We start from the raw sequence: 24,541 nt of genomic DNA on the forward strand, positions 1-24,541 counted from the left end.
GAGTTCGCATGCGACGAGCGACGAGCGGGATATCGCTAAATAATACCGCAAAGGGGAGGGAAGAGGGAAAGTCATCGAGTGAATGGCGCCCGCCATGCGGCGGTAGCGCCGATCCGCCCCGGTGATGGGGGTCACCAGGGGCGATGGCCTGTGGCGCACCGGCGTGCGTCACGGACTGTCGTACGCTCGTATTATCCTATCCCCCGACAAAGTAAGCTGAGAAAGGAACACCTCGTGGCGACGAAAGTCGTAATGGTGGATGATTTTGATGGGCATGACGGCGAAGACGTCGCGAAGCGGGATTTCGAGGTTTCCGGCGTAACGTACACCATCGATCTCGGCGATGAGAACTTCAAGCGCCTCGAAGAGCTCCTCGACGCGCTGGCGCCGTATATCGAGAAGGCGGCCAAGGTCAAGCAGGCGGGCCGGGCACGCAAGAGCGCGGCCGACACGGCACCGCGTCTGCGCGGCTACTCCAACAGCGACGTTCGCGAGTGGGCCGCCGCCGAGGGCATCGAGGTGAGCGAGCGCGGAAAGATCGCCGACGAGGTCTACGAGAAGTTCATCGACGCCCACCCGGACGCCAAGCCGGAGGAGTGAGGCCGCGGCCCCTCCGAGGGGCCGCCGAAACGCCTCAGAGCCGCCGTCGGCCGGGGTGGCGAGGCGACGTCCGGCCGCGCGCCCCGGCCGGCACGGAGATGACGTCCGGCTGGACGCCCTGGCCGGCTCGGGACCCTGCCGGCAGGACGATGTCAGGCCGGCAGGGTGACATCCAGCCATGGCCGGGTGACGTCCTGGGGCGGCTTTTTGAGAGTCGCCTCTCTACGGGGCTCTCAGGGAGTCGCCGGCGGGCCGAGGTTGCCCGCGTCGTCGACGGCCTGGATCACGACTCGCCGCGCGTCCGCTGGGATGGTGATGCTCTGCCGGCCGCCCGCGCCGACCGTCGCGGTGACGGTGGAGACCTGGCCGTCGACGCTGACGCGGTAGCTCGTGGCGCGGCCGGCGTACCGGTCGTCGCCGGGCGCGACAAAGGTCACGGTCGTGCCGTCGCGGCGCAGGTCGCGCAGGTTGCCGGGCGGTCGGGTGTCGGTGCCGTACCGTCCGGTGCGCTGCTCGTCGTGATGGTAGGCCCACGACTCGGCGTCCGGCCGCCCGTCGGTCCGCCAGGCGAACAGATAGCCCTCGCGGGTCGTGGTGACCAGGTCCGTACGCCCGTCGCCGTCCAGGTCGCCCGCGGTCGGGGAGAACAGCGTCCAGCCGCCGGTGAACTTCGGGAAGCCCGGGGCCTGGCCGGACGAGGTGTACGCCTGCACTGTCGAGGTGTCGCCGCCGTCGACGACGTCGGCCCGGCCGTCGCCGGTGACGTCGGCGATCAGCGGGGCGCCGAGGAAGTCCAGACCCGCCCGCGCCTGCGGGTAGCCCGGCACGGGCAGGGTGGTGGCGGCGTCGTAGCCGCGTTCGTAGTTGCCGATGGCGGTGCCGCTGCCGGGGTACAGCAGCGCGGCGATCAGCGACACGGCGCCCGACCCGGACTCGGCGTAGCCGAGCCGTCCGTCCGCGCCGAACCTTCCGAACGCGCCGCTGGTCGTGAAGGACGCCGGCAGGTCGATCGCCGGTGACGGCGACGACCCGGTGAGCAGCGCGCGTACGGCGGCCGCGTCGCGGTTCAGCAGCGCGGAGGCGGGGTTGTTCAGCGGCCCGTACGCGCCCCGGATCGTGCCGTCGCCGCCGACGAGGAAGGTCGCGGAGAACGACGGGCCGGTGGCCACCTCGTCCTTGCCGTCGCCGTCGACGTCCGCGACCGCGGGGCTGTTGGCGGCCTCGGTGATGAACTCCTGCGCGCTGCCGTAGTAGGTGACGATCGACGGCAGGCGCACCGGCCATCCCTTCACCGGCGAGCCGTCGGCGTGGTACGCGTACACGTAGTTCGCGCCGAACGCCTGGATGCCCGCGCCGTGGCTCTCGGAGTGCTGGGAGCGCACGACGATCTCCGGCCGGTGGTCGCCGTCGAGGTCGGCCACGGCCGGGGTGGCGTCGAGCTTCGCGTCGTCGATCGCGGTCAGCCCGGACGCCGGCTTCGGCGGGTCGGCCACGGTCACCGGCCAGCCGGGCACATCGGAGCCGTCGGCGTGCCAGGCGTGCACCCGTCCGTCCCACCCGGCCTGCACGACCTCCAGTCCGGGCTTCCCGTCCAGGTCGGTGAGGACGGGGGAGGCCGTCGCGCCCTGGTGGGGGAGCCGGGTGTAGGCCAGGGCGGGCCGGGGGATCGCGGGCTTGGTCACGCCCGTGTCGAGGGTCTTCGGCCAGCCGGGCAGGAGCCGGCCCTGGGCGTCGAACGCGTACGTCCGGCCGGTGGTGCTGGTGGCCACGACCTCCTGACGGCCGTCGTGGAACAGGTCTCCGACCGCGACCGGGGCGACGATCGGCTCATGGCCGGCGTCGAAGCCCGGGATCCGGGTCGGGCTCGCGTTGGTCGTGACGGGCCAGCCGGACAGCTCCTGCCCGCTCACCCCGTCGAGGGCGTGCACGCGGCCGTCGGCGTCGCCGAACACGATGTCCTGGTGGCCGGTACCGCGCAGGTCGACGAGGGCGGGCTGGCTCTCCCCGCCGATCCCGAAGCGCAGCGGGAAACCGGTCCGCAGGGTGGGGTCGTGGTGGACGGCGATCGCGCGCCGCTCCTCACCCATCCGGCCCGCGTCGTCCCAGACGCGCAGCCGCAGCGTCACGGTGTACTGCTCGGCCGCCGACAGCTCCTTGTCGTCGGGCATCGTGTACGCCTTGTCCCAGAAGGATGCTGGCAGCCGGGTCAGGTCCAGCGTGCCGACTTTCCCGTCGTACGCCCCGGTGCCCTGGCCGTCGCCGGCCTTGATGAACGCCGAGTCGGCCGGTTCGATCCCCGGCGCGAACCCCAGCTCGTAGCGGAAGCTCTTCGCCCGGCGCGCCTCGACGTGCCCGGTGACCGGCACGGACGAGGTCGTCTCCGGGTCGTACAGGGCGTACCAGTCCGGGCTGTCGATCCAGGCCGCGGGCGGAATGTCGCCCTTGGCGACCGCCGCGAGGGCCTTGGCGGCGTTCGGCCGGCCATAGCCGTACTGCCGGTCCCAGCCCGGCCGGCCCGGCCAGCCGAGGCTCGCGTCGTCGACATCGCCGGCGGTCGCGCGCAGCACCTGTACGGCCTCGGCGTTGGTCAGCGGCCGGTCGATCTTCCCCTCCTTCGCGGCCTGCGCGCCGTAGGACAGCAACAGGCCGAACAGTCCGCCGGTGGTCGGCGTCGACTCGGACGTGGAGCCACCCTGCGTGGCCACCGAGAACATCGCCTTGGCACCGTAGGAGGTGAGGTTGGAACGCTCGCGGTAGGTCGAGGTCAGCACGTTGGCGAGGGCGCCCGGCGCGCCCGCCGCGTTGGCGACCAGGCCGTTGCCGGGGATGACGTGTGGCCAGAACATCCCGCCCTGATGGTCGGTGGAGTCGAAGTCGTTGCTGGACTCCACCATGACCACGCCGTCGTTCCAGAGCTTGTCGACGGCGCGGCGCATCGCGGAGGAGTATCCGAGGTCGGCCGTGGTGCTGACGATGACCTTCGCCCCGGCCCGGCCCGCGTACAGCCACGCCGCCGCGAGGTCGTCCGTACGGTCGAGGGCCTCCGCGCCGGCGCGGATCGGCAGTAGCAGGCACTTCGGGCAGATCCCGGCCCCCAGCTTGCCGTTGTCGGTCTGCGCGGCCGCGACCCGCTGCTGGTCGTTGGCGTGGTCGTACGTCGAGTCGGGTGTGGCCGGGTCGTTCTGGTCGTCGTAGAAGTCCCAGCCGGAGATGTCGTCGGTGAAGCCGTTGCCGTCGTCGTCCTTGCCGTTGGAGAACGCGACGATGAGATCCTCGGGGTCGATGACGCCGTTGCCGTTCGAGTCGTGCACGCGGGGATCGCCGTCGTAGTCGGCGGCGGTGACCGCGCCGTCGCCGTTCTTGTCGTACGTCGCGGACCCGGCCGGCTTGGGCAGTTCACCGGTGTTGAGGAACACCTTGTCGGCGAGGTCGGCGACGTCCCCGGCGTGCCAGTTGATCCCCGCCTCGACGTAGGCGATCACCGTGTCCGGCGATCCGGTGCTGTAGTCCCGCCAGGCCGTGTCCACCGACATCCCGGCAGCGCCCTCCGGGTCCTTCGCGCCGGGGGTGCAGCGCGGCAGGAAGGAGTAGAGATTGTGCTGCTCCCCGCCCGGCGCGGCCGTCGTCAGGCAGCTCAACGGCGCGCCGTTCTCGACCGCGGCGTAGCTGGGATCGTTCGGCGGCCCCGCCGGGAAGCCGCTCGCCGCGGCGCCCGGCCGGGCCAGCAGGATGAGGAGGGCGGGGACGACGGCGAACGCGACGGCCGGGAGACGCCTCATGGGACCACCTCGAAGAGTTGACCGCGATCACTGTCCGCCAACCCTCCGGCGATGAGTAGTCCTCTGGCCGGATGAGGACATGAGTTTTTCTCGCGTTAGCCCCGTGCCGGGTACGTGACGGCCGGGCCGCCGCGAGACGGCCCGGCCGTGTAACCGGGAGCGGAGAGGCCGGGTGCGGCTTACGGCTCCGAGCGGCAGGCGGGGGCACCGTCCGCAGCCGGAACCGCCGCCGGGTCAGGTGCGGCTAAGGCTCCGAGCGGTTGACCTCGCCGCGCCAGGCGCCGGTCGCGGTGTCCAGGCTCTCGACGAACTCCTTGAACCGCTTGAGATCGCCCTTCGCCCGGTGATTCACCAGCCCGGCCTTGTCGGCGACGTTCTCCATGACACCGTCGGGTTCGGCCTCCATCTGGAGGGTGACCCGGGTGGTGGCGTCATCGATCCGGTGGAAGGACACCACACCGGCGTTCTTTGGGCCGTCGACCGAGGTCCAGGCGATGCGCACGTCGGGCAGCTGCTCGGTGATCTTCGCGTCGTACTCGCGGGTTGCACCGCCCACCTTCACCTTCCAGTGCGTGAGCGTGTCACTGATCTGGATGACCTCCTGGACGCCCTCCATGAACCGCGGGAACTCCTCGAACTGGGTCCACTGGTTGTATGCCGTCTGGATCGGGACGTCGGCGTCGATGCTCTCCATGATGGTGGTCATCGTCCATCTCCTCGTGGATCGCGTTCTCGGTCAGGCGCCCCCGCTACCCGGTGAAAGAAGGAGTAAACGGGTGCCATGTTCAGGGGCGTGTGAGTGCACCGTGAGAACGTCCGGGACGATGGAGTTCGTCCAGGCGGACTTCGTTCGGCACCCGTTCCCCGAGGGCGCGGTCGACTCCGTCTGCTCGGTGGCGGCCATCCACCACGTGGACTTCGAGCGCGCCTGACGACGGCCGGGGGCGGCCCCGGCCGTTCCTCAGTCGAGGCGGGAGAACCGGTTGACGGAGACGGCCAGACAGATGGTGATGAAGGCGGCGACGACTCCGAGTTCGGCGAGCGGCGGCGGATGCCAGCCGTCCCAGGCCACCGGCTGGAACAGCAGGGAGGACGGGCGTGCCCGCGCGGCGATGGTCTGCCGCATGGCGTCGACCGCGTAGGTCAGCGGGTCGGCCAGCGCCGCCCACGCCATCCAGCCGGGCATCGCGCTGACCGGGAACATCAGGCCGGACAGGAAGATCAGCGGAGTCATCAGCAGGCTGAGTACCGTGGTGAAGGTCCGGGGCCGTCTGATGGTGACCGCGACCGTCGCTCCGAGCAGGGCCATCGCCATCCCGGTCAGCGCCAGCTCCGTCGACAACAGGGCGACCAGCCCGAGCCGATACGGCACATGGATCAGACCTCCGCCGGCCAGAACGATTACGCCTTGGCAGGTCGCCACTGTCGCGCCGCCGAGGCACTTGCCGACCAAGAGAGTGCCTCTACGGACCGGACTGACCAGCATCTCACGCAGGAAGCCGCTGTCGCGGTCCCAGACGATCGACGCGCCGACGGACATCGCGGGCGGTTGCGCGGCCATCACCAGGACCCCCGGGAAGAGGAACATCAGGTAATCGGAGGTGCGGCCGCCTCCGGCACCCGCGAACATCCGGGCCAGACCGACGCCGAGCACGAACAGGAACAGCAGCGGCTGCAGCAGCGAGACGAGGCTGGCGGCGCCGCCTCGCGCGAAGTGCAGCAGCTCCCGGAGCCAGACCATCCGCGCGGCCCGCAGCTCGGCGGCCCAGCGTGCCGTGACGCCGACGGTCACGATGCTCCACCCTTCGACTCGTCGCGGATGCGGTGCCCGGTGTGGTGCAGGAAGACGTCATCGAGGCTGGGCCGGGTGACCGTCACCTCGTACACCGGGACGTCGAGGCCGGCGCACAGCCGGGGGACGGCCAGCGCGCCGTCCTCGGTCTGGACGCGTAGCCCGTGCGGGCCGACGACGGCCTCTATCCCGAAGCGGTCGAGCAGCGTGGCGGCCGCCTTCTCGTCGTCGCCGGTGCGCAGGTCGACGCGGTCCGCGCCGAGCACCGACTTCAGCTGCGCCGGGGAGCCCTCGGCGATGATCCGGCCGTCGTCGATGATGGCGATGCGGTTGCAGCGCTCGGCCTCTTCCAGGTAGTGCGTGGTCAGGAACAGCGTGGTGCCCTCGCGGTCGCGGACCTCCTCGAGGTGCTCCCACAGCAGGGCTCGCGACTGCGGATCCAGGCTGGCCGTGGGCTCGTCGAGGAACAGGACCCGCGGTCGGTGCAGGACGCCGCGGGCGATCTCCAGCCGACGGCGCATGCCGCCGGAGAAGGTGCGTACGAGACGGTCCCGCGACGCGGTCAGGCCGGTGAGGTCGAGCATGGCGTCCACCCGTGCCGCCAGCTCCGCCCGCGGCATGGCGTACAGGTCGGCGTGGAAGCGGAGGTTCTCGGCGGCCGTCAAGTCCCCGTCGAGTGTGCTCTCCTGGAACACGAGCCCGATGCTGCGGCGTACGAGCCCGGGCGCGGTGCGCGTGTCGTGACCGGCGACCTCGATCCGGCCCGCCGTCGGGCGGGTCAGGGTGCACAGCATCGCGATCGTGGTGGTCTTGCCCGCGCCGTTCGGGCCGAGGAAGCCGAAGGTCTCCCCTTGGGCGATGGTGACGTCGATGCCGCGCACGGCCGCCACGCCGGGATACGACTTGCGCAACCCGGTCGCTCGGATCGCCGGCACGTCGCCGATCGGAGCGCCCGCCGTCGCAGCGTCGGTGGCCATGGAGTTCGTGGCAGGGGCGGACGCCCGGGGAGGCGCGCCGACCGGGTCGGCCGACGCCCGGCCTGCGGTCGGCGGCCGTTTCGATCGCAGCATCCGGCCGCCTCTCACGCTCGTACGGACAGCCGGGCCATCCAGTCGTCCGGCACGACGAACCCGAAACTCCACCGATGCCGGATGGTCGGATTGACGATGCAGTGCCAGAACAGCCGGGCGGGGTCCTGCTCGGCCCGGAAGAAGCGAACCGTCCGGGGGCTCTCGCGGAGCGTCACGATCTCCTCGGTATGCGGGTTCATGTACCTGAAGAACGATGTTTCGGCCGGGTCGGGGAACGGTTCGTCGAAGTCGACGAGGTACATCCGCCAGCCCGGCTGCGTCTCGTTGGTGTGCCACAGGCGGTAGCTCTGGGGCGGATACCACAGGCTGCCGGAGAAGCGCACCTCGGTGGCGAACGCGGCCTCGAGCGCCGCGATCGTACGGCGCTTTGCCGCGAAATAGCGGTCATATCCCGGGTGGTCGACGTGTTCGTCGAGGTTGATCAGATGAAAGTCGCGCCGGGGAGCGTCCGGTCCGACGACCGGATCGCGCCATCCGGTCCGGGCCCTCTCCTCGTGCCAGGCGCGATACTCCGGATCGGCCGGAGACCGGTCCGTGGAGCCGATGTCCTCCTCCCGGAACGTCCGTTTGAAGCGGCCCATGTCGACCGACGACGGCTTGATCTTCAGGTCCGGTAGCTGCTCGGCGACGGCGTCGAAACCCGGCAGGTCGGCCAGGCGGAATTCATGGTGCAGGATGCGGGTCGGCGTGGGGCCCGGGCGCGCGTCGGCCCTCGTGTCGCGCGTGGCCGTGGCGGCCGCCGCTCGGCGCCCGTTCTCCGGCCCCGGTGCCGGGTCCGTGGAGGACGACGCCTCCATCAGCTCGGGAACCGTGAAGGTGTACCCGTGACGGGATCCGAGGCGCACCAGCTCCTGGACTCCGGTCATCGCCCGAAGCTGCTCCGACAGCTCGGGGGTGCCGTACGCGATCTGCAGGAACGCCTGGCCGGCTTCGACGGACATCGTGTGCCTTACCTCCTGAATCGATCGGGCGACGTCAGCGGTCTTCCGACGAGGTGGACGGGGGATCGAGCAGCAGCACCGAGGGCACCCGGTCCGGCGCGGCGAGCCTGAGGAAGTGCATCCCGAAGCCCGACATGCCGACCATCAGCCCAGGGAAGAAGCCGGCGCTGTGCTCCACGACGCCGGCGTCGGCGTCGTCGATGTTGCGCCATTGGGTCCGCACCTGGACGTTGGCCTCCAACTGGAAGGCGGGTTCGTCCCGCAGGAGCGCGAACCGCAGGAGCAGCTCGGCGTTGCCGGAGCGGCCATGACAGAGGGTGTCGTTCATCAGCCGAGGGAAGTTGCGCATCGTGGCGGCGAGCGCCTGGTACGCCTCGCGGAGCGCGGATTCGTCATCGCCGCCGAGCGCCGCCCAACTCGCGATGCGGCTCAGGCCGATGCCGGCGGCTCCGTTGCACCATGCGTTGGCGTAGCGGCGTCCGTTCCGGAGTATCCCGCCGGCGTTCGTGCGTAGGTCGTACCAGTCCTGGTCGACCAGATCGAAGTGGCGGGCCTCGTAGGCGAAGGCGCGGAGCCCGGCGTCGACGTACGACGGCCGGTCCGTGAGCCGCCCGAGCTGGATCAGCGCCCATCCGGCACCCGCGGCGCCGTGGGCGAAACCGGTGAGGTCGGCCGACGCCTCGCCGGGATCGGCGAGCGGCCAGCTGAGGGTGTCGCCGGTCGCGACGGCGTGGCGGAGGAGCCGGGCGGCGCAGCGATGGGCGATGTCGAGCCCTTGGCCGTCGGTCCCCCGTGAGAGGCCGAGCAGCACCGGGATGAGCCCGGCGCTGCCGCCGAATACGTCGAAGCGGGTGTCGGCGTCGACTCCGCCGGGCAGATCACGGCTCAGCCGCTCGGCGAGCTCGAGCAGGCCCCGGTCCTGCCAGAGATGGTGCAAGTGGGTCAGCAGGTAGATGAGGCCACCGACGCCGGAGAAGGCGCCGATGCTCCCGCGGTCGGTGCACGCGATGGCGTGCGACAGGGCCCGCTCGGCGGCTTGGCGGAACTCCGGGCGCGGGACCAGCGAGTCGAGGTAGGCGAGGAACAGGGCGATCCCGCTCGACCCGTGGTACAGGTCCCCCTCGACGTCGGCCTCGGTGATCGCGCCGTCCGCGATTTCGTACGAGGTCCAGGGCGAGGGCGCCGATGGCTCGCGCAGGCCCGCGCACAGGCGCTCGCCGACGCGCGCCGCGTAGTCGAGGCACGCGGTCACGAAGGCCGGGCTGGTCACCTCACCGGCGGCCAGCCCGGCGGCGATGTACTGACGCTGCTGCGCACGGTTGCGCGCCGACAGCCGCCGGATGCGCTGCGCGGCGTGGTCGACGGGGGAGACGTCGACGAAGGACGGCAACTCGGTGGCGTGGTCGTGGACGAGCCGATGGCCGTGGGCGTCGGTGGTGAAGATCGGGACGTCGAGCCGCCACATGGAGATGAGCTCGCGGTCTGCGAGGACGCCTTCGTGGTCCCAGGTGCGCGGGAACGTCCGCACGGTGTTGGCGAGGAGGTCGACCTCGAGGGGATCGACGAGGCACTTCGGGTGCCGCGCGGAGAGCAGCAGCTGCGAGTAGATCTGAGTGCCCCAGTTGATGAACCGAACCGACGCGCCGGTGAAGACCTCCGAGATGAAGCCGACCGCGTCCTCCGGCCGCTGCTCGAACCACGCGTAGACGCGGTCGAACCCGTTCATGATGGCGTCGGTGAAGTCCTGCGGCTGCGTCAGATGCTCGCCGAGGAAGACGCGGTTGGACGCCTCCGGCTCGATGTGCACGTCGGTCCGGTGAGTCACGGAGGCCTCGAAGCCGAGGCGGGGGCCGTCCAGCCGTGGGACCGGAACGGGCAGGTCGTATCCCTCGCCGCCGGAGTATCCACTGATCCGCATCTCGGCGGCGGAGGTCGTGGCCCGCGGCCACTCGAGCAGGCCGGTTTTGAAGACGGAGTCGAGCAGCGTGCCGGGCGGGCGTTCCTGTCCGCGCGGCAACACCGCCAGAGCGGTCTCGCAGTCGCATACGTGCGCGTGACCGTCGGCGACGAGGATGTTTTCGAAATGCAGGTCGCCGCCGCCGAGCACGTAGAAGATCGCCAGGTGCCCGCCGAGCTCCCGGTAGACCTGCTCCACCTCCTTCTGGGAGTCGAGGCGGTTGCGACCCGCCGGAATCAGCGCCTCATAGCCGTACGCCTGCCGGGGCAGGACCGGACGGGACGCGAAGTCGAGCACGGCGTCGTCGCGTAGCCGGTCGAGCAGCCGTTGCATCGCCGCCTCGGACCGGATGCAGCGTGGTTTGTACACGAACGAACCGGTACGTCCGGAGGCCAGCTCGACGTCGACGATCGCGACGGTGCGTGCTCCGGCATGGTGATCGGAGCGGCCCTGGCGCACGGACCGGAAGACCGCGATCTCCTCGCCGAAGATGACGTCGCCGATGTCGGCGGCGTCGGCCGCCAGGCGGTGGACGAGGCTCACGCCGAAGTCGGACAGCAGCTCGGAAATGTGGGCGAGCCACCGCCCGAGCACCGGGAACGCGAGGTAGAAGCGGTGGTAGGCGGCCGTGTCGGCGAATGTCGCGTCGAGGTAGGCGAGGTAGTCGTCGCGCGTCGCCTGCGCCTTGTCGATGTCGTGCTGGGCGCAGTGCACATTCGCGTGCGCCTCGAGGGCCCAGGTCAGGGGGAGCTCGAAGCGGTACAGGAGATGACGCTGGAAGTCGTCGACCAGCCGTCGGTCGAACAGCCCGGAATGGCGGGTGCGGGCCTCCTCCAGCCGGCGCCCCAACTCGAGCAGGAAAGGCTCACACGCCTTGGCCCGCCGACCATAGTACGCATCGACGGAGCGCCAACTCGGGACGTCGTCGTTGTCGGAGTCCGCCGCCGGCACGGCGGTGGATCCGGGTACGGGATCGCCGAAGCGGCTCAGGGCCGCTTGGTAGGTCGGCAGCCAGGAGGCGTGTACGCCGGCGAACACCGCCCTGGTCGACGCGTCCGCGGTGGCCAGCCCCAGCTCGTACCGGCGGTACGCGGTGAGGATCTTCATCAGGTTCGCGCTGTCGTAGCGGGCCGGACCGGAGCGGCTCAGTGCCTCCTTGCCGAACTTGGCGGCGAGCCGGTCGGTCATTCGCGCGACGTGCCATGCGTCGAACGGCGTGAGGGGCGGAACCGGATCAGGGGGTGTGCTGCCCCGGCTCTCCAGCGCGGCGACGATTCGCATCCGCTCCGCCAGGTTGCCGGCCCGTGCGGCGAGATCGAGGTAGGGGTGGTCACCCATGGGGACTGGCTCCTGCTGGGGCGTCGTGAGGAAGGATCGGAACGGTCCTGCGGTAACGGCTGGAGGGCGCGGTAATGGCTGGAGGGCTCGGAGGCCTTCCGGCCATAGGCCGAAGGGCCCCCGAGACCTCGCGGTATTCCGGGACGGCGGCCAGCCGCTCGATGCGTCGGACGGTGGGCCGGCGCAGGCCGACCCACCGCGGCGAACCGAGAGACGTCAGCGGACGCCTACTTCGTCGTGCCGTCGCAGATGAAGGTGAGAGGCCCGGAGCTGCAGGTGGACGCGCAGGCGTAGATCTCCACGGCGGCGGCGCCCTCGGTCCAGAAGTCCAGCGACTCCTGGTCCGGCTGCTCGACCGGGGCGGGCAGTGTCGATGCCGACATGCCGAAGACGCCCGGGTCGGCGAGCATCTCGGTGCGGAATCCGTCGTCGACCACGGCCCGAAGGGCCAATTCTGTAGACATGGAGTACCTCCCTGTGAAACGTGGTGATGGACGTCGGTCAAGCCTTCTCGGCGGTCAGTTTCACGCCGATCTGTCGCTCGATGTTCGTGAGCTCCTGAATGGCGGCCGCCATGTTGTCACTGTCGATCTGCCAGTCGACCAGCTCCTTCACCTCGGGGGTAATGCCGTCCGGTGACCAAATGGCCTCGAGCCACGCCTTCATGGCGTGCGGATGGAGATCATCGATCGGCTTGATGCGGGAGAGAACAGGCTCTTCGTGCAGTGATAGGGCGAGTTCGAGGACCTCGCGCAACTTTCCGTCCGGGGGCAGCAGCGAACACACGATCACCAGCTCTTGAATGCGCCGGATGATGTCCACGCCCGGGTAGATGATGTTGGTGGGGCCTTTCACGCTTATCGTCGCCTTTCCTTGTTCGACGAATTGAACGTTAGGGACGGCTGCTTACAGTGCGCTTACATTTTTCTTTCGGGGCGGGTGGACATCGGCGGCGCGCCGCGCAGGATCGCCGTGTGCAGATCGCGCACCTCGGGGCCAGGGCACACGCCGAGCCGGTCGCGGAGACAGGCGCTCGCCATGCCGTACGCCTCCAGCGCCTCGGCGGACCGGCCGCACCCGTGCAACGCGAGCATCAGGTGCCGCCAGAATCGCTCGTGGAGTGGATACCTCGCGGTCAACGCCCGCAGCTCGCCGACGAGCCGCGCGTGGCGTCCCAGCGCGAGATCGACCTCCTGCCGCCGGTCGAGGGCCCGCAGGTGCTCCTCGGTGAGGCTGGGGACGACGTCGCGGTGCAGCGAGTCGGAGCGCACGTCGTGCAGGACCGGTCCACGCCACAGCGCGAGTCCCTCGGTCAACGCGTCCGACTCCGAGGCGAGGTCACCACGCTCGCTCGCGGCCCTGGCCTCGGCGACGAGCCGGCGGAACCGCGTGAGGTCCAGGTCGGACGCCTCGATGAGGTAGCCGGCGGCGGAGGTGCGGATCAGGTCGCCCGTCCCTGGTCCGTGACGGTCGAGCATTTGCCGGAGCCGTGTCACGTACGTGTGCAGCGCGCCGCGCGGGCGGCGAGGTGGCGCGTCGTCCCACAGCCGTTCGGTGAGCTCGTCGAGCGACACGACCTGGTTCGCCCCGAGCAGGAGCGTGGCGAGCAGGGTGCGCTGCTTTCCCGCCGGGACGGTGACCCGGCATCCGTTGACGGTGGCATCGAGGGGCCCGAGGACTCGGAACACTGGACCGTGCACGGCTGAACTCCCGCTGGTGTCTCGCAGGCGATCCGGCTGGGTGGCGCGTCGGAGCGGAGGTGCGTCGGGCGATCCGCGGAGCGGACGGCGGGTTTCCAATGACGATGACATATCGTAGCAGAGTATTTACGCTCGGTAGTCGACGCCTTCGGGGTGGAATCGTGGCGGTCTCCGTGCGCGAGTGTCGTCCGACTGGGCTACGGTCGTGCCTCGGACCACAGGGGGGTGACGATGACCGGGCAGATGCGCTTCGAGCACGATGACGTGATCGCCGTGCGCGAGGCGTTCCACCGCCGGCTGAAGGCGTTCGCCGCGCCGGTCGCCGGCGACCGCGGGGCGGTCACCGAGGACCTCGACCAGCTGGAGGTCGCGCGCGCGATCCACGCCGCGTTCGGCGACCACGAGGCGTACGGCGGCCTCACGCGCGCCGAGCTGGCCCAGTCCTGCGCCCACATCTGCGGCCGGTCGCAGTTCGACCGCTACTTCGAGCTGTTCCTGAAGATGGAGCTGATCGAGCCGTTCACCCAGCGCGACTACGAGTGGCGCTACGTTCTGAACCCTGCCTCCTCGGCGGCGCTGCTGGTGTTCGGCCGGCTTGAGGCCAGCGGCGGGCTGCAGGAGCTGGTCACGCTGCTCGACGCCACCTACCGCGAGCTGGAGCTGGGCAGCGCGACGAGCCGGGCGGTGGCCGAGGCGCTCGTGCAGGCGCGCCGCGAGTTCACGATCCGGTCCGGGCACCTGCGGCGGCTCGTACGTCACCGTCCGCTGGAGGAGCTCATCGCCGAGCAGCGCCACCACGGCGACGCGAAGCGGCTGTTCACCCAGGCCGAGCGCATCGTCGAGCGGGTCAACCGCGACTTCGGCGAGCATCGCCGGGCCGCCGAGCGGATGGCCGAGGCCGCACTGCAATACGTCAACGCCGTGCAGGAGTACATGGCGCGTCTCCTCGACCAGGCCGCGCAGCGCCGCGACTTCACTCTCCTGGACGCCGAGGCCTACCTCACCGCCGCGATCACCGGCAGCCCCGAGGCCCTCGCCGCCGTCTTCGACGGCATCGTCTTCGACCCGCCGCGCCTGCACTTGTCGCCGCACGAGATCCTGCGAACGATCGAGACCCACCAGCCGCGCCCGCGTCCACGGCAGCGCCGGCCGCGACGCGAGGACCCGCTGCCCGAAGGCGACCCGGTCGAGGAGGCCGCCGTGCGCCTCCGCGAATACCAGGCGGCCCGGCGCGCGGCGATCGAGGCGCACCTCGGCTCGGAGGACGGCGTCGACCTCACCGAACGGCTGCGCGGCACGCCGTGGCGGCAGGCGGCGCGCGTCATCGCCGACGTCCTCGTCTCCGCGACCGACCCCGACCTGCCGTTCGAGCCGGTTCTGGGCGACCGGCTGCACGTCGCGGCCGACGCGCCGACGACGTACGTCAGCGAGCTCGGCGTGCGCGCGGTCGAGCCCGAGCGGGCCACGACGACGCAGGGCGACCGCGATGGCTGAGCCGGCGCCCTCCGCCGTCGCGCTGGCCCGGCTTCGGGCTCTGGGCGCCGCGCCCGCGCGGACTTCGGCGGCCGTGTCGGCGGCCGCCCGCGCGGCCGGACGCGAGATCGTGCTGGCCTCTGCCGCAGGCGGTCAGGTCGCGCTGCTGACCTGGCCGGCCGACATCGACTTGGCCGAGCAGGCGGACCACTCGCTGTGGACGACGCCGGCGACCGCCCTGCAGCTCACCTTCGCCGCCTGCGTGCGACTCTGCTGGGAGGACCCGCACGTCCACCCCTACCCAGGACGCGTCGTCGCTCCGGAACGCGTGTTCGCGCTGCTCGCCCGCGTCAACGCCCGCCCGGACGAGGCGATCCCGATCTTCGACAACGCACCGAAGCGGTCCCTGGCGTGGCTGCGGCGCGCGGCGTGGATCGATCAGGACGAGGAGGGCGTCCGGTTCGGCGTACGACTGGCGACGCTGGCCGACGACGAGGTGGCCGCACTCCGCCGCGTCTACGAGGCGATGCCGGGCCCCCAGGACGAGGAGGCAGCGGCTCCTGAGGACGCGGCGATGCCGGGTCGTGAGGGCGGGGAGGCGGCGGCTTCCGAGCGTGCGGCGATGCCGGGCCCCCAAAACGACGCGACGGCGGCTTCCGAGGGCGCGGCGATGCCAGGCCCCCAGGACGACGAGACCGTGGGTCTCCAGGACGGGGAGACGGGGGATGAGTGACGGTGTCCCGGCACTGGAGACGCTGCCGCACGAGCTGAGGCTCGCCGTGCGGCGGGCGGTCGCGGCGGTCGAGGAGGCGGACCAGCCGGTGCCCATGGTGCTGTACCGCGGTCTGGCGCCGGATCTGCGGCCGTACGTCGAGGCGATGCTGACAGCGGCGGGCCGGGTCCTCATCGAGCTGCGCGAGGGCTTCATCTCCGGGTACGACGACGCCGTCGCGCGCGAGCTGACCCGCGAGGGCATCGGCGCCCTGGAGCCGATCGACGCGGCCGTCCTCGCGCTGGTCCTGCTGCACGGGTTCGTGATCCCGAAGGCCCAGGGGGAGCTGCCGCGCACCGCGCGGGCGTACCAGGCCCGCCGGGTGAGCTTCGAGACGCTCGTCAACTCGCGCATCCGCTCCCGCGAGCAGATCCGGCAGTCGCTGCAGCGGCTGCGCGACCGGGGCCTGCTGCAGCCCGGCGACAGCGCGCCGATCCGGCCGGGCCCGCAGTTCCTGCGGCTGACGCCACAGGCGTCGAACCTCATCGAGGAGAACCTCATCCTGCTGGCGGACCCGGACGGCGCGCTCGCCGACGCCATCCGCCGCCGGCGGGCGCAGGCGCGATCCCAGGCCATCGAGGGGGAGAAACGGTGACGAGCGAGATCGACATCGAGGCGGCGGGCCTCGGCGGGGTGGTCGGCCGGCGCGACCTCATCGCGCTGCAGACGGTCGAGATCGGCACGCTCACGTCGCACCCGATCCCGATCGTCCCCGGGCAGTTCATCACCGTCGCGGGGCGCGGCCCGGTGGACAGCAACGGTTCGGGCAAGACGACGTTCCTGTCCGCCATCACGCTGATCCTCGCCGATCCGCAGTGGCGGCTGCACGAGAGCGGGAAGTACGCCGCGCGCCTGCTGTTCCGCCCCGAGCCCGTGGGCCTGTCCGCCAAGGAGCACGCGCCCGCGACGGCCGGCTACATCGTCGGGGTGTTCGGCGAGCGCGACGCCGACGAGCGGTCGGCGCTGTCGGTGTGGATCCGCCTGCAGTCCGGCGGCAGCCCGTACGCCGAGGTGCGCTGGAGCGACGGCCTGGTCCTCGCCCGCGGCAAGGACGACGCCGAGCGCCTGGACACCGCGCACCGCACCTGGGCCACGCTGCGCAACCGGGTGCCGGTGACGCGGATCGGTGACGTGCTGTACGGCTCGTCGCCGCGCTGCATGTCCTACCTTCACACCGACGGCACCCGGCCGGAGGCGCCGTCGCTGGTGTCGGAGGAACTGTCCCACCTCAAGCCGGAGGAGATCGGCGACTCCCTCATCGCGCTGGCCGGGCTGACCGACCTGGTCGACAAGGAGAGCGACGCGCGGGCCAAGCGCGTCGAGATCGAGTCCCGCTACGCCGAGGAGCGCAGCCGCGACGAGCAGCGCCGCCTCGAGGAGGAGAGCGACCTGGCGGCCGTCGCGGACCGCGACCGCGCGCGGGACCACGTCGCCCGGGTCACCGTACTGCGGCGGCTGCACGCCGCCCGTCGCTTCCTCGACGTCCACGCCGACGACGCCGCGCTGGCCGAGCAGACCGAGGGGCTCGGCGTGCGGGTGGAGGAGCGCCGTGAGGCCGTACGGCAGGCCCAGGAGGAGCTCGACGAGCTCGCCGTCCCCGAAGAACTGCAGCGGCGTGTCGCCGAGCTCGAGGGCGTCCACCAGTCACTCCAGGAGGACCTGAGCGGCCTGATCGGGGAGGAGGGACGGTACGAAGGGGAGCTCGAGCGCCTGGGCGGGTCCCGGTCGGCGCTCGCCCGGCTCGCCGAGCTGTGGGACGGCACCCCGGCGGAGACGCTGCGCGCCGACCTCGAGGCGTCGGCCCCCGAGCTGATGGAGGCCGAGTGGGCCGTGCGCCAGGCCACCGGGCAGACCGGGGAGGCGCGTACGGCACTGAAGCGCATCCAGGCGGGCCACGACCCCGACACCGCCGCGAGCCTCGCGCGGCTCGACGCGGCCGGGCTGCCCGCCGCCGGTCTGCTCGACGCCGTGACCCTCGACGACAACGTCCGCGCCGCATGGGAGCCGCGGCTGTGGCCCTACCGGCACGCCGTGGTGGTGGCCCCCGGCGACCGTTCCGCCGCCGTGGACGCACTGCGATCGCTGCCCGGCTCCGTCCTCGTGACCGCCGACGGCCCGCTCGACGGCGCGGCCGACGCACCGCTGCCCACCGGTGTGACCAGCCGGATCCCGATCCGCGGGTTCCTCGCGTCCGTGGAACACCGGACCGAGGCGGTGGTCGACCCGGCGAGCGCCCAGGACGGCGACTCCGGCGTCACGGTGATCGGCGGGTTCCCCGAGCCGATCGCGGGCCGCGACGCCCGCATCCGTCAGGCACAGGCCCGCCTCGAGGAGGCCGAGGCGCGCGCCGAGGCCGCGCAGGAGTCCCGCGCGGCCGTCGCGAGCCGCCGGGCCCACCTGGAGAACGCCCTGAAGCACGCCACGGCGGCCGAGCAGCTCGCCGAGCTGGAGGAGAGACTCGCCGAGCTGAAGAACCGCCTCGCCGACGTGCGCCACCGCCGTACGGCCCTCAGGGAGCGGGTCGACGAGGCGCGCACCGTCTGGATGCACGCCCGGACCAAGGTGGACACCTTGGAACAGCAGCGGCGGTTCCTCGCCCAGAAGACGACCCAGACGCGACAGCAGCTCACCGACGTCGAACGCGAGCTCGCCAAACTCACCTCCCGGCGCGCGGACCTGCCCCTGCGGTACTGGACGGACCAGTGGGGCGGCGACACCGCCGCGGCCGAAGAGCTGCTCGGGGCTCAGGAGGCGAAGCTGCGGTCCGCCGGCCCGGACGCCCTGCTGAACCACGCCCGGGACGCGCTGAACGAGGCGGTGCACGCCCTGTACGCCCGGACGCCCGCGCCGTCGGACGTCCAGGACCTCGTCGACCGGTTTCGCGACTCGCTGTCCACCGAGTCGCTCGCCGACCGGCTCCGTCGGCTCCACGCGCTCACCGAGGCCCTCGACGACGTGCTGACCGGCATGGCCGAGCACGACCGGCGCACCCGCGTGCAGATCGAGGAGGAGCGCCGCCGCCGGCAGCTGGCGCTCAGCGAGCTCGACACCGTGCGGGAGGAGCGCGAGGAGGAGCTGCAGACGGTGCAGAAGCTGGTGAGGGAGGTCGTCAAGGGCCGTCTCGAGGCGGTCAGCGCGACCTACGACCGGCTCGACCGCGCTCGCGGCGGGTTCGGCGCCCGGCTCATCATCCAGGCCCGCGAGCCCGCCAAACCCGAACAGCCCCGCCGCTGGTCCGTCACCCCGGCTTGGGTCCGCGACCTCGGCGGGGAGGCGATCCCGTACAAGGAGACCGGCAACAGCGCGCAGAAGAAGATCCAGGCGATCCAGCTGGTGCTCGCGGCCCTGCTCAGTGACGAGAACGCCGAGGGTCGCGTCCTCGTCCTCGACGAGCTCGGCAACAGCCTCGGCGACCAGAACCGCTCCGACATCCTCGCCGCGCTGCAGCGTGCCGCCAACTCCCAGCGCGTCACGGTCTTCGGCACCTGCCAGGACGCCGTCTTCCCGCACGCGGCGAGCTACACCGGCGAGATCCTGTGGTTCAGCAGGCACGCCGTCACGTCACCGTTCAACGACCCCACCCGCGTATGGGGATTCGACGACAACGGCGAGCGCGTGGAGCTGACCCAAGACTGGATCACCCGAGGCGCCGCCGGCTGACCGGTCACCTCTGATCGACGCGGTCAGGCTACGACCGCGGCCTTCGTCTGGCCTGCCCGACGGCCGGGACGCCCCCGCGGGCGGCCCCCGGCTGCGCGCCGACGCGCCCCGGCCGCATGCCGGAACATCGCTAAGCAACTTGGGTTGACAGCCTTCCTCTTGTCAACCTAAGTTGCTTACATGTCGGGTATCGAGATCCCCGCTTCGCAGGATTCCGCTGACGCGCTGGCCGCCGTGGTGGCGCTGCGGCGCCTGGCCGACCGGCTTGAGGACTCCGCGGTCGAGAAGGCCATGCGAGCGGGCTGGACCTGGTCGGACGTTGCCGAGGCCCTGGGGGTCACGCGTCAGGCCGTCCACAAGAAGCACGCCAAGCGGCTCATCGCCGCCGACGTCAAGCTGCCGAGGAGACGCTGATGCCGCAGGAGTTCGGAACGTACGTCCATACGGTCATGGAACGCGCGGCGGACGAAGCCCAAGAGGACGGATCGGCGACGATCGAGGCGGAACATCTGCTCCTCGCGATCGCCGCCGAGCAGGAGAGCACCACACATCAGCACCTGAGCTCGGTTGGACTCGATCACCAGGCGATCCGCGACGCGCTGGACCAGGAGTTCACGCAGAGTCTGAGCGCCGCCGGAGTGTCCGTGAACGCCCGTGACCTCCCGCAGCCGAGCAGGTCTCCCAAGCGTCCGTCACGAATAGGCGCCTCGGGCAAGTTGGTGTTCGAGCGCGGCATCGCGACGGCCGGAAACAAGAAGGACCTCCGGCCGGCACATCTGCTGCTGGGCGTCCTGGAGCTCCATGTCGGCACCGTGCCGCGCGCACTCGCCCTGGCAGGTGTCGATCGGCCCGGCCTCGCGGCGCGCGTACGGCAGGCGCTGCCCGGTGGCGAGTGAAGGCGAGCCGATGAGGATCAGCGAGGAAGCCGTGATCGAGGTCGACGGGCTGCGCATGCGTTACGGCACCGCCGACGTCCTGCGTGACGTGACGTTCCGGGCGCATCGCGGGGAGGTGCTGGCCCTGCTGGGGCCCAACGGGGCGGGCAAGACCACCACGATCGAGATCCTGGAAGGTTTCCGGAGGCGATCGGCCGGCCGCGTCGAGGTGCTCGGCACCGATCCGGCGTACGGAGACGAGCACTGGCGCGCCCGGTTGGGCATCGTCCTGCAGTCCTGGCGCGACCACGGCAAGTGGCGGGTGCGCGAACTACTCGCGCATCAGGGCTCCTACTACGCCGGACATTCCACCGGGCAGATCGCGCGGCCCTGGGACGGCGACGAGCTGATCGCGGCGGTCGGGCTGACCGAACACGCGGACAAGCAGATCAGGATGCTCTCCGGTGGGCAGCGGCGCCGGCTGGACGTGGCGATCGGCATGGTCGGCCGCCCCGAGATGCTCTTCCTCGACGAACCCACCGCCGGCTTCGATCCGCAGGCCCGGCGCGAGTTCCACGAGCTCATCCTCGGCCTCGCCGCGGCGGGCGAGACCACGATCCTGCTCACCACCCACGACCTGGTCGAGGCGGAGAAGCTCGCCGATCGCATCCTGATCCTTGACGAGGGGCGGATCGTCGCCGACGGAAGCGCCGAGGAGCTCGCCGCGCAGATCGCGGGCGAGGGCGAGGTGCGCTGGACCCTCGACGGACGGCGTCACGTGCGATCGGCCCATGACCCCACCGGGCTTGTGTTCGACCTGTTCAGGACGCACGGCGAGGCCATCTCCAACCTCGAGGTCCGCCCCTCGTCGCTGGAGGACACCTACCTGTCCCTCGTGCACCGGGCGGAATCCGGCGACACCGTGGATGCGAGCGCCCGGAAAGAGGCGGTGTGATGACCTCCACCACGACGGCACTCCGCGCGGGTCTCACTCGCGGCCTGATCGAACTCCGCCAGTCGTTCAGCGGCTCCGACCTGCTCGCCCAGCTCTTCTGGCCCGTGGTGACGCTGGTCGCCGTCTTCCTCCTGCGGAACATGCGGTTCGGGCACAGCGGATTCAGGCTGGGGACCCTCATCCTGCCGAGCGTCCTGGGGATGTTCATCGCGTTCGGCATGCTCCTGGTGATCCAGTACCTCACGGTGGAGCGCGAAGACGGCACCCTTCTCCGAGCCAGGGCGACTCCGCACGGCATACGCGCCTATTTCATCGGCAAGCTCGTCACCACCTCAGCGACGATCATGGCTTACCTGGCGATCCTCCTCATTCCGGGGCTCTTCATCGTCGACGGCATGGAACTCGGCACCGTCGGCTCCTGGCTGACGCTGGCCTGGGTGCTGGTCCTGGGGCTGGTGGCGACGCAGTCCATCGGAGCCGTACTCGGCTCGCTGATCTCCAGCCCGCGCGGCGCGGGCGTGGCTTCGCTGCCGGTGATGGCGCTGATCTCGATCTCCGGCATCTTCTACCCGATCAGCGCCATGCCGGACTGGCTGCGGTGGATCGCGGAGGTCTTCCCGGTCTACTGGCTCGGCCTGGGCATGCGTTCGGCCCTGCTGCCGGACGAAATGGCCGGCGTCGAACTCGGCCATTCCTGGCGGCACCTGGAGACCCTGGGCGTGCTGGGAGCGTGGGCCGTGATCGGCCTGGCCCTCGCGCCGATCGTGCTGCGCCGGATGGCGCGGCGTGAATCGGGCTCCCGCCTGGCCGAGTACCGCGAGAAGGCCCTACAGCGGGTGGGATGAGATCCACACACCCCGCGCGATCATGGAGTGCTTCCGGCCGTGGCGCAGGGCTTGGCGGGGAGGCGGGCGGCGCGGAGGGCGGACCGGCGGATCTTGCCGGCGTCGTCGCGCAGCGGCTCGGTGACGAACTCGAACGTCCGGGGGACCTTGTAGCCGGCGAGCCGGTCGTGCAGGTGGGCGAGCAGGGCCGCCTCGTCCACGTCGCCGTCGGCCTGGACGATGGCGTGCGGCGCGGAGCCGAGGTCGTCGTCGGGCAGTCCGATGACGGCGGCGGAGCGCACGGCCGCATGCTCCTCCAGGACGCCCTCGATCTCGGCCGGGTACACGTTGGAGCCGCCGACCAGGATCATGTCGGTGTCGCGGTCGGTGAGGTAGAGGTAGCCGTCGGCGTCGATGTAGCCCAGGTCGCCCAGACACTCCCAGCGGCCGTCGCTGCGCGCCGTCGCGCCGATGTAGGTGTAGGTCGGGCCGGCGTCCGGGCGCATCCACACCTGGCCGACCTGGCCCGGCCCGAGGGGCCGGCCGGATTCGTCGCGCACCTGGATGTCGCCGGTCAGTGGGCGGCCGACCGAGCCGCGGTGCGCGAGCCACTCGGTGCCGCTGATGCGGGTGACGGCCTGGGCCTCCGTCCCGGCGTACAGCTCCCAGATCCGCTCGGGGCCCAGCCAGTCGATCCACGCCTGCTTGAGCCACTGCGCGATCGGGGCCCCGAGGTGGAACACCACGCGCAGCGACGACAGGTCCGCCGCCGTGCGCTCGGCCTCCGACAGTCGCCAGATCCGGTGCATCATCGTCGGCACGGCGTACGCCCAGTCCACGCGGTGGCGCTCGGCGAGCCGGAGTGCCTCCGCCGCGTCGAACCGCTCCATCAGCACGACGTGCTTGCCGAACAGCAGCGCCGCGGTGAGGGACATGAAAGGACCGTTGTGCGTCAGCGGCGCGGTGACCAGCGCCGCGCCGCCTTCCGGCATCTGCACCGCCAGGCCGAACAGGCCCACGCGTTCGGCCACGCCCGGCTCGACGGTGGCGATCAGCTTCGGCCGTCCGGTGCTGCCGCCCGAGCTGAGGATCTTCCAGGGCTGCGGGATGACGCCGGGCGGCGCGGACTCCGGCTGGCTCGCCCCGGCCGAGGGCGGGAGGGTGTCCGCCCCGCTCGCGGCGACCACGACCGTGGGCCGGGCCAGCTCGAGGACCGGCTCGCGTTCGGCGGCCGGCATCCGGTCGGAGACCGGGACCGGGGTGCCGCCGGCTTTCCAGACGCCCAGGAGGGCGACGACGAAGTCGATGCCGTTCGGCAGGACGATCGCGACGCGGTCGCCGACGCGGACGCCGCGGTCGCGCAGCTCCCACGCGAAGCGGTTCGCGCGCTCGTCCAGCTCCTGCCGGGACAATGTGGTCGTGCCGCAGGTCAACGCCGGTGTCGCGGGATCCTCTACCGCGAGCCGCGTCAGGGCGACACCAAGCGGGGTTCCGGAGACTGCGGACATGGTCTTCTCTTCCTCTGCGGCTCTGGAGATCACCACGCGGCGGCCGGTTCGTCGCGGGGCGTTCGGCGGGTCAGGCTGATAAGACTGTAAGTTACTCGACGTAACATAGGGTTCCCTCGTACGGGCCTGTCAAGCGGTTCCCGAATGCCGCCCGGGAAAAGACGAGGCCATCAGCCCGTCGTCCAGTCGGCATCGCGGAAACCCATCCACAGCAGGTCTGTCAGCTGGTCGACGAGCTCCTCCCGGCTGACGTGGCGGCGGTCGAGCCACAGGTCGGCGCTGCTGCGCACCAGCCCCACCATGGCATGGCCCCACGTCAGCAGCAGAACCTGGCGTTCGGGGCTCTTGTCGTTGTTCACCGACGACATGAAGTCGGCCAGGTCGTCTCCGATCAGGCGCATGAAGGCGTCCAGCGCGTCGCCAAGCGCCGGTGCGCCCTCGGCGCTGCCTCGGGTCAGGAACCGGTACGTCTGCGGCGCCTCGTCGATGCGCCGCAGGATCACCTCGATGGCGGCGTGGGTGCGCTCGCGCGGGTCCGCGTGGGCGGACAGGGCCGCGTGCAGCTCGGTCAGCAGCGCGACGGCGAAGCGCTCGCCGACCGCGTGCGCCAGGCCGTTCTTGTCGCCGAAGTGCCGGTAGACGATCGGCTTGGAAACACCGGCCTCGGCGGCGACGGTGTCCATCGAGACCTGAGGACCGTCGCGGGCGATCACCCGCTCGGCGGCGGCCAGCAGCTGGTCACGCCGCTGGGCCCAGGGCAGGCGCTTGGTGGCCGGCGGGTCGTCGCCGACCGTCGCCGGTTCCATCGCGGCACCCCCTTCCGGTCAGGGGCCGAGGACCGGTCAGGGGCCAAGAGTACGCAAGGTCCGGAGCCCGCGCCGCTCGCCGTCGAGGGGTGTTCGTGCCCGCCGGCCGGAGCGCGGCCGCGACCGCGCTCCGGCCGGGTCTTCCCCGATCAGTTCCGGACGTTCGGCTCCCAGACCGCGGCCAGCTGCCATACCCCGTGGTCACGGCGCAGCTCGTACGTCGCGGGCGCCTGGCTGCCGGTCGCCTGGGCCCGCACCTGCCACAGCTGGGTGTCGACGTCGTCCCGGGGCCGCAGCAGCCCGAGCATCTTGACGAATGTGATCACTTCGTAGCCGCGCCCGTCCCAGATGAAGTGGGTCGGTCGATCGGCGAGGACCTCTACCTGGACCGGTTCGTCGTACACACGCCGTCTCATGCCTTCATTCTATTCGAACATGTGTTCGAATGGCGAGCTTTGTGGCGGCCCGAC

The 24,541-nt window shown here is 71.2% G+C and carries 22 protein-coding genes; 10 read left to right on the forward strand and 12 right to left on the reverse strand.

From position 1 onward, the window contains the following. Positions 1-234 precede the first annotated feature (234 nt). Positions 235-600 (forward strand): histone-like nucleoid-structuring protein Lsr2, encoded by a 366-nt coding sequence (locus ACYVF7_RS25235; RefSeq protein WP_460345372.1) that lies wholly within the window; start codon positions 235-237, stop codon positions 598-600. 233 nt (positions 601-833) lie between these two features. Here ACYVF7_RS25235 and ACYVF7_RS25240 read toward each other — a convergent pair whose 3' ends face one another. Next, positions 834-4,379: an FG-GAP-like repeat-containing protein gene (locus ACYVF7_RS25240; RefSeq protein ID WP_460345375.1), complete on the reverse strand. Its 3,546-nt coding sequence runs from the start codon at positions 4,377-4,379 to the stop codon at positions 834-836. A gap of 244 nt (positions 4,380-4,623) precedes the next feature. Further along, a complete protein-coding gene (locus ACYVF7_RS25245) occupies positions 4,624-5,085 on the reverse strand; it encodes an SRPBCC family protein (RefSeq protein ID WP_460345378.1) in 462 nt (153 codons plus the stop codon). Between the two features lie 100 nt (positions 5,086-5,185). Here ACYVF7_RS25245 and ACYVF7_RS25250 point away from each other — a divergent pair, with 100 nt between their 5' ends. Further along, positions 5,186-5,311 (forward strand): methyltransferase domain-containing protein, encoded by a 126-nt coding sequence (locus tag ACYVF7_RS25250; protein ID WP_460345380.1) that lies wholly within the window; start codon positions 5,186-5,188, stop codon positions 5,309-5,311. Positions 5,312-5,340: 29 nt separating this feature from the next. Here ACYVF7_RS25250 and ACYVF7_RS25255 read toward each other — a convergent pair whose 3' ends face one another. From ACYVF7_RS25255 to ACYVF7_RS25285, 7 genes are all read right to left on the reverse strand, one after another. Continuing rightward, positions 5,341-6,171, reverse strand: coding sequence for an ABC transporter permease (locus tag ACYVF7_RS25255; protein ID WP_460345383.1), 831 nt, complete (start codon positions 6,169-6,171; stop codon positions 5,341-5,343). Beyond that, on the reverse strand, positions 6,168-7,241 hold the full coding sequence (locus ACYVF7_RS25260; protein WP_460345386.1) for an ABC transporter ATP-binding protein: 1,074 nt from the start codon (positions 7,239-7,241) through the stop codon (positions 6,168-6,170). Before ACYVF7_RS25260 ends, ACYVF7_RS25255 begins: the two co-directional genes overlap by 4 nt. Positions 7,242-7,252: 11 nt before the next feature. Next, positions 7,253-8,203 (reverse strand): Nif11-like leader peptide family natural product precursor, encoded by a 951-nt coding sequence (locus tag ACYVF7_RS25265; protein ID WP_460345389.1) that lies wholly within the window; start codon positions 8,201-8,203, stop codon positions 7,253-7,255. Between the two features lie 34 nt (positions 8,204-8,237). Further along, the gene (locus ACYVF7_RS25270; protein WP_460345392.1) at positions 8,238-11,498 is read right to left on the reverse strand and encodes a type 2 lanthipeptide synthetase LanM family protein; all 3,261 of its coding nucleotides are present in this window, start codon (positions 11,496-11,498) and stop codon (positions 8,238-8,240) included. Between the two features lie 227 nt (positions 11,499-11,725). Beyond that, entirely contained in the window at positions 11,726-11,962 is a 237-nt protein-coding gene (locus ACYVF7_RS25275) for a cinnamycin family lantibiotic (protein WP_460345395.1), read from the reverse strand. A gap of 37 nt (positions 11,963-11,999) precedes the next feature. Continuing rightward, positions 12,000-12,353, reverse strand: coding sequence for a DurN family substrate-assisted peptide maturase (locus ACYVF7_RS25280; RefSeq protein WP_460345398.1), 354 nt, complete (start codon positions 12,351-12,353; stop codon positions 12,000-12,002). Between the two features lie 62 nt (positions 12,354-12,415). Continuing rightward, positions 12,416-13,198: an AfsR/SARP family transcriptional regulator gene (locus ACYVF7_RS25285; RefSeq protein WP_460345400.1), complete on the reverse strand. Its 783-nt coding sequence runs from the start codon at positions 13,196-13,198 to the stop codon at positions 12,416-12,418. Positions 13,199-13,429: 231 nt separating this feature from the next. On the opposite strand from ACYVF7_RS25285, the gene ACYVF7_RS25290 reads away from it, so the two are divergent. The 8 genes from ACYVF7_RS25290 to ACYVF7_RS25325 all read left to right on the forward strand — a co-directional run bounded on the left by ACYVF7_RS25290 (position 13,430) and on the right by ACYVF7_RS25325 (position 21,778). Continuing rightward, the gene (locus tag ACYVF7_RS25290; RefSeq protein ID WP_460345403.1) at positions 13,430-14,692 is read left to right on the forward strand and encodes a hypothetical protein; all 1,263 of its coding nucleotides are present in this window, start codon (positions 13,430-13,432) and stop codon (positions 14,690-14,692) included. Further along, positions 14,685-15,404: a hypothetical protein gene (locus ACYVF7_RS25295; protein WP_460345406.1), complete on the forward strand. Its 720-nt coding sequence runs from the start codon at positions 14,685-14,687 to the stop codon at positions 15,402-15,404. Before ACYVF7_RS25290 ends, ACYVF7_RS25295 begins: the two co-directional genes overlap by 8 nt. Then, positions 15,397-16,038 (forward strand): hypothetical protein, encoded by a 642-nt coding sequence (locus ACYVF7_RS25300; protein ID WP_460345409.1) that lies wholly within the window; start codon positions 15,397-15,399, stop codon positions 16,036-16,038. Before ACYVF7_RS25295 ends, ACYVF7_RS25300 begins: the two co-directional genes overlap by 8 nt. Then, a complete protein-coding gene (locus tag ACYVF7_RS25305; protein WP_460345412.1) occupies positions 16,035-19,103 on the forward strand; it encodes a coiled-coil domain-containing protein in 3,069 nt (1,022 codons plus the stop codon). Before ACYVF7_RS25300 ends, ACYVF7_RS25305 begins: the two co-directional genes overlap by 4 nt. Before the next feature lie 180 nt (positions 19,104-19,283). After that, positions 19,284-19,517 carry an RNA polymerase subunit sigma-70 gene (locus ACYVF7_RS25310; protein ID WP_460345415.1) on the forward strand — a complete coding sequence of 78 codons (234 nt, stop codon included), beginning with the start codon at positions 19,284-19,286 and terminating at the stop codon, positions 19,515-19,517. Next, complete coding sequence (locus tag ACYVF7_RS25315) at positions 19,517-19,999, forward strand: Clp protease N-terminal domain-containing protein (protein WP_460345418.1); 483 nt, start codon at positions 19,517-19,519, stop codon at positions 19,997-19,999. The genes ACYVF7_RS25310 and ACYVF7_RS25315 overlap by 1 nt, the downstream gene beginning before the upstream one ends. Before the next feature lie 10 nt (positions 20,000-20,009). After that, complete coding sequence (locus ACYVF7_RS25320) at positions 20,010-20,933, forward strand: ABC transporter ATP-binding protein (RefSeq protein ID WP_460345421.1); 924 nt, start codon at positions 20,010-20,012, stop codon at positions 20,931-20,933. Beyond that, positions 20,933-21,778: an ABC transporter permease gene (locus tag ACYVF7_RS25325; RefSeq protein ID WP_460345424.1), complete on the forward strand. Its 846-nt coding sequence runs from the start codon at positions 20,933-20,935 to the stop codon at positions 21,776-21,778. The genes ACYVF7_RS25320 and ACYVF7_RS25325 overlap by 1 nt, the downstream gene beginning before the upstream one ends. A 20-nt stretch (positions 21,779-21,798) precedes the next feature. On the opposite strand, the gene ACYVF7_RS25330 is transcribed toward ACYVF7_RS25325, so the two are convergent. The 3 genes from ACYVF7_RS25330 to ACYVF7_RS25340 form a co-directional block, all read right to left on the reverse strand. Next, positions 21,799-23,265, reverse strand: a complete 1,467-nt coding sequence (locus ACYVF7_RS25330; protein ID WP_460345427.1) for an AMP-binding protein — start codon at positions 23,263-23,265, stop codon at positions 21,799-21,801. Positions 23,266-23,435: 170 nt separating this feature from the next. Continuing rightward, a complete protein-coding gene (locus tag ACYVF7_RS25335) occupies positions 23,436-24,071 on the reverse strand; it encodes a TetR family transcriptional regulator (protein WP_460345430.1) in 636 nt (211 codons plus the stop codon). A gap of 149 nt (positions 24,072-24,220) precedes the next feature. Then, the gene (locus ACYVF7_RS25340; RefSeq protein ID WP_460345433.1) at positions 24,221-24,487 is read right to left on the reverse strand and encodes a hypothetical protein; all 267 of its coding nucleotides are present in this window, start codon (positions 24,485-24,487) and stop codon (positions 24,221-24,223) included. Positions 24,488-24,541 lie beyond the last annotated feature (54 nt).

It is taken from the genome of Actinoallomurus acanthiterrae, assembly GCF_054775715.1.

What these genes read in the sequence shown, in the direction of transcription:
- ACYVF7_RS25295 (WP_460345406.1), top strand. Translation starts at nt 14,685, where the DNA reads ATGGCTGAGCCGGCGCCCTCCGCCGTCGCGCTGGCCCGGCTTCGGGCT.
- ACYVF7_RS25275 (WP_460345395.1), bottom strand. Translation starts at nt 11,962, where the DNA reads ATGTCTACAGAATTGGCCCTTCGGGCCGTGGTCGACGACGGATTCCGC.
- ACYVF7_RS25325 (WP_460345424.1), top strand. Translation starts at nt 20,933, where the DNA reads ATGACCTCCACCACGACGGCACTCCGCGCGGGTCTCACTCGCGGCCTG.
- ACYVF7_RS25340 (WP_460345433.1), bottom strand. Translation starts at nt 24,487, where the DNA reads ATGAGACGGCGTGTGTACGACGAACCGGTCCAGGTAGAGGTCCTCGCC.
- ACYVF7_RS25315 (WP_460345418.1), top strand. Translation starts at nt 19,517, where the DNA reads ATGCCGCAGGAGTTCGGAACGTACGTCCATACGGTCATGGAACGCGCG.
- ACYVF7_RS25335 (WP_460345430.1), bottom strand. Translation starts at nt 24,071, where the DNA reads ATGGAACCGGCGACGGTCGGCGACGACCCGCCGGCCACCAAGCGCCTG.
- ACYVF7_RS25270 (WP_460345392.1), bottom strand. Translation starts at nt 11,498, where the DNA reads ATGGGTGACCACCCCTACCTCGATCTCGCCGCACGGGCCGGCAACCTG.
- ACYVF7_RS25290 (WP_460345403.1), top strand. Translation starts at nt 13,430, where the DNA reads ATGACCGGGCAGATGCGCTTCGAGCACGATGACGTGATCGCCGTGCGC.
- ACYVF7_RS25310 (WP_460345415.1), top strand. Translation starts at nt 19,284, where the DNA reads ATGTCGGGTATCGAGATCCCCGCTTCGCAGGATTCCGCTGACGCGCTG.
- ACYVF7_RS25300 (WP_460345409.1), top strand. Translation starts at nt 15,397, where the DNA reads ATGAGTGACGGTGTCCCGGCACTGGAGACGCTGCCGCACGAGCTGAGG.
- ACYVF7_RS25320 (WP_460345421.1), top strand. Translation starts at nt 20,010, where the DNA reads ATGAGGATCAGCGAGGAAGCCGTGATCGAGGTCGACGGGCTGCGCATG.
- ACYVF7_RS25265 (WP_460345389.1), bottom strand. Translation starts at nt 8,203, where the DNA reads ATGTCCGTCGAAGCCGGCCAGGCGTTCCTGCAGATCGCGTACGGCACC.
- ACYVF7_RS25240 (WP_460345375.1), bottom strand. Translation starts at nt 4,379, where the DNA reads ATGAGGCGTCTCCCGGCCGTCGCGTTCGCCGTCGTCCCCGCCCTCCTC.
- ACYVF7_RS25330 (WP_460345427.1), bottom strand. Translation starts at nt 23,265, where the DNA reads ATGTCCGCAGTCTCCGGAACCCCGCTTGGTGTCGCCCTGACGCGGCTC.
- ACYVF7_RS25245 (WP_460345378.1), bottom strand. Translation starts at nt 5,085, where the DNA reads ATGACCACCATCATGGAGAGCATCGACGCCGACGTCCCGATCCAGACG.
- ACYVF7_RS25260 (WP_460345386.1), bottom strand. Translation starts at nt 7,241, where the DNA reads ATGCTGCGATCGAAACGGCCGCCGACCGCAGGCCGGGCGTCGGCCGAC.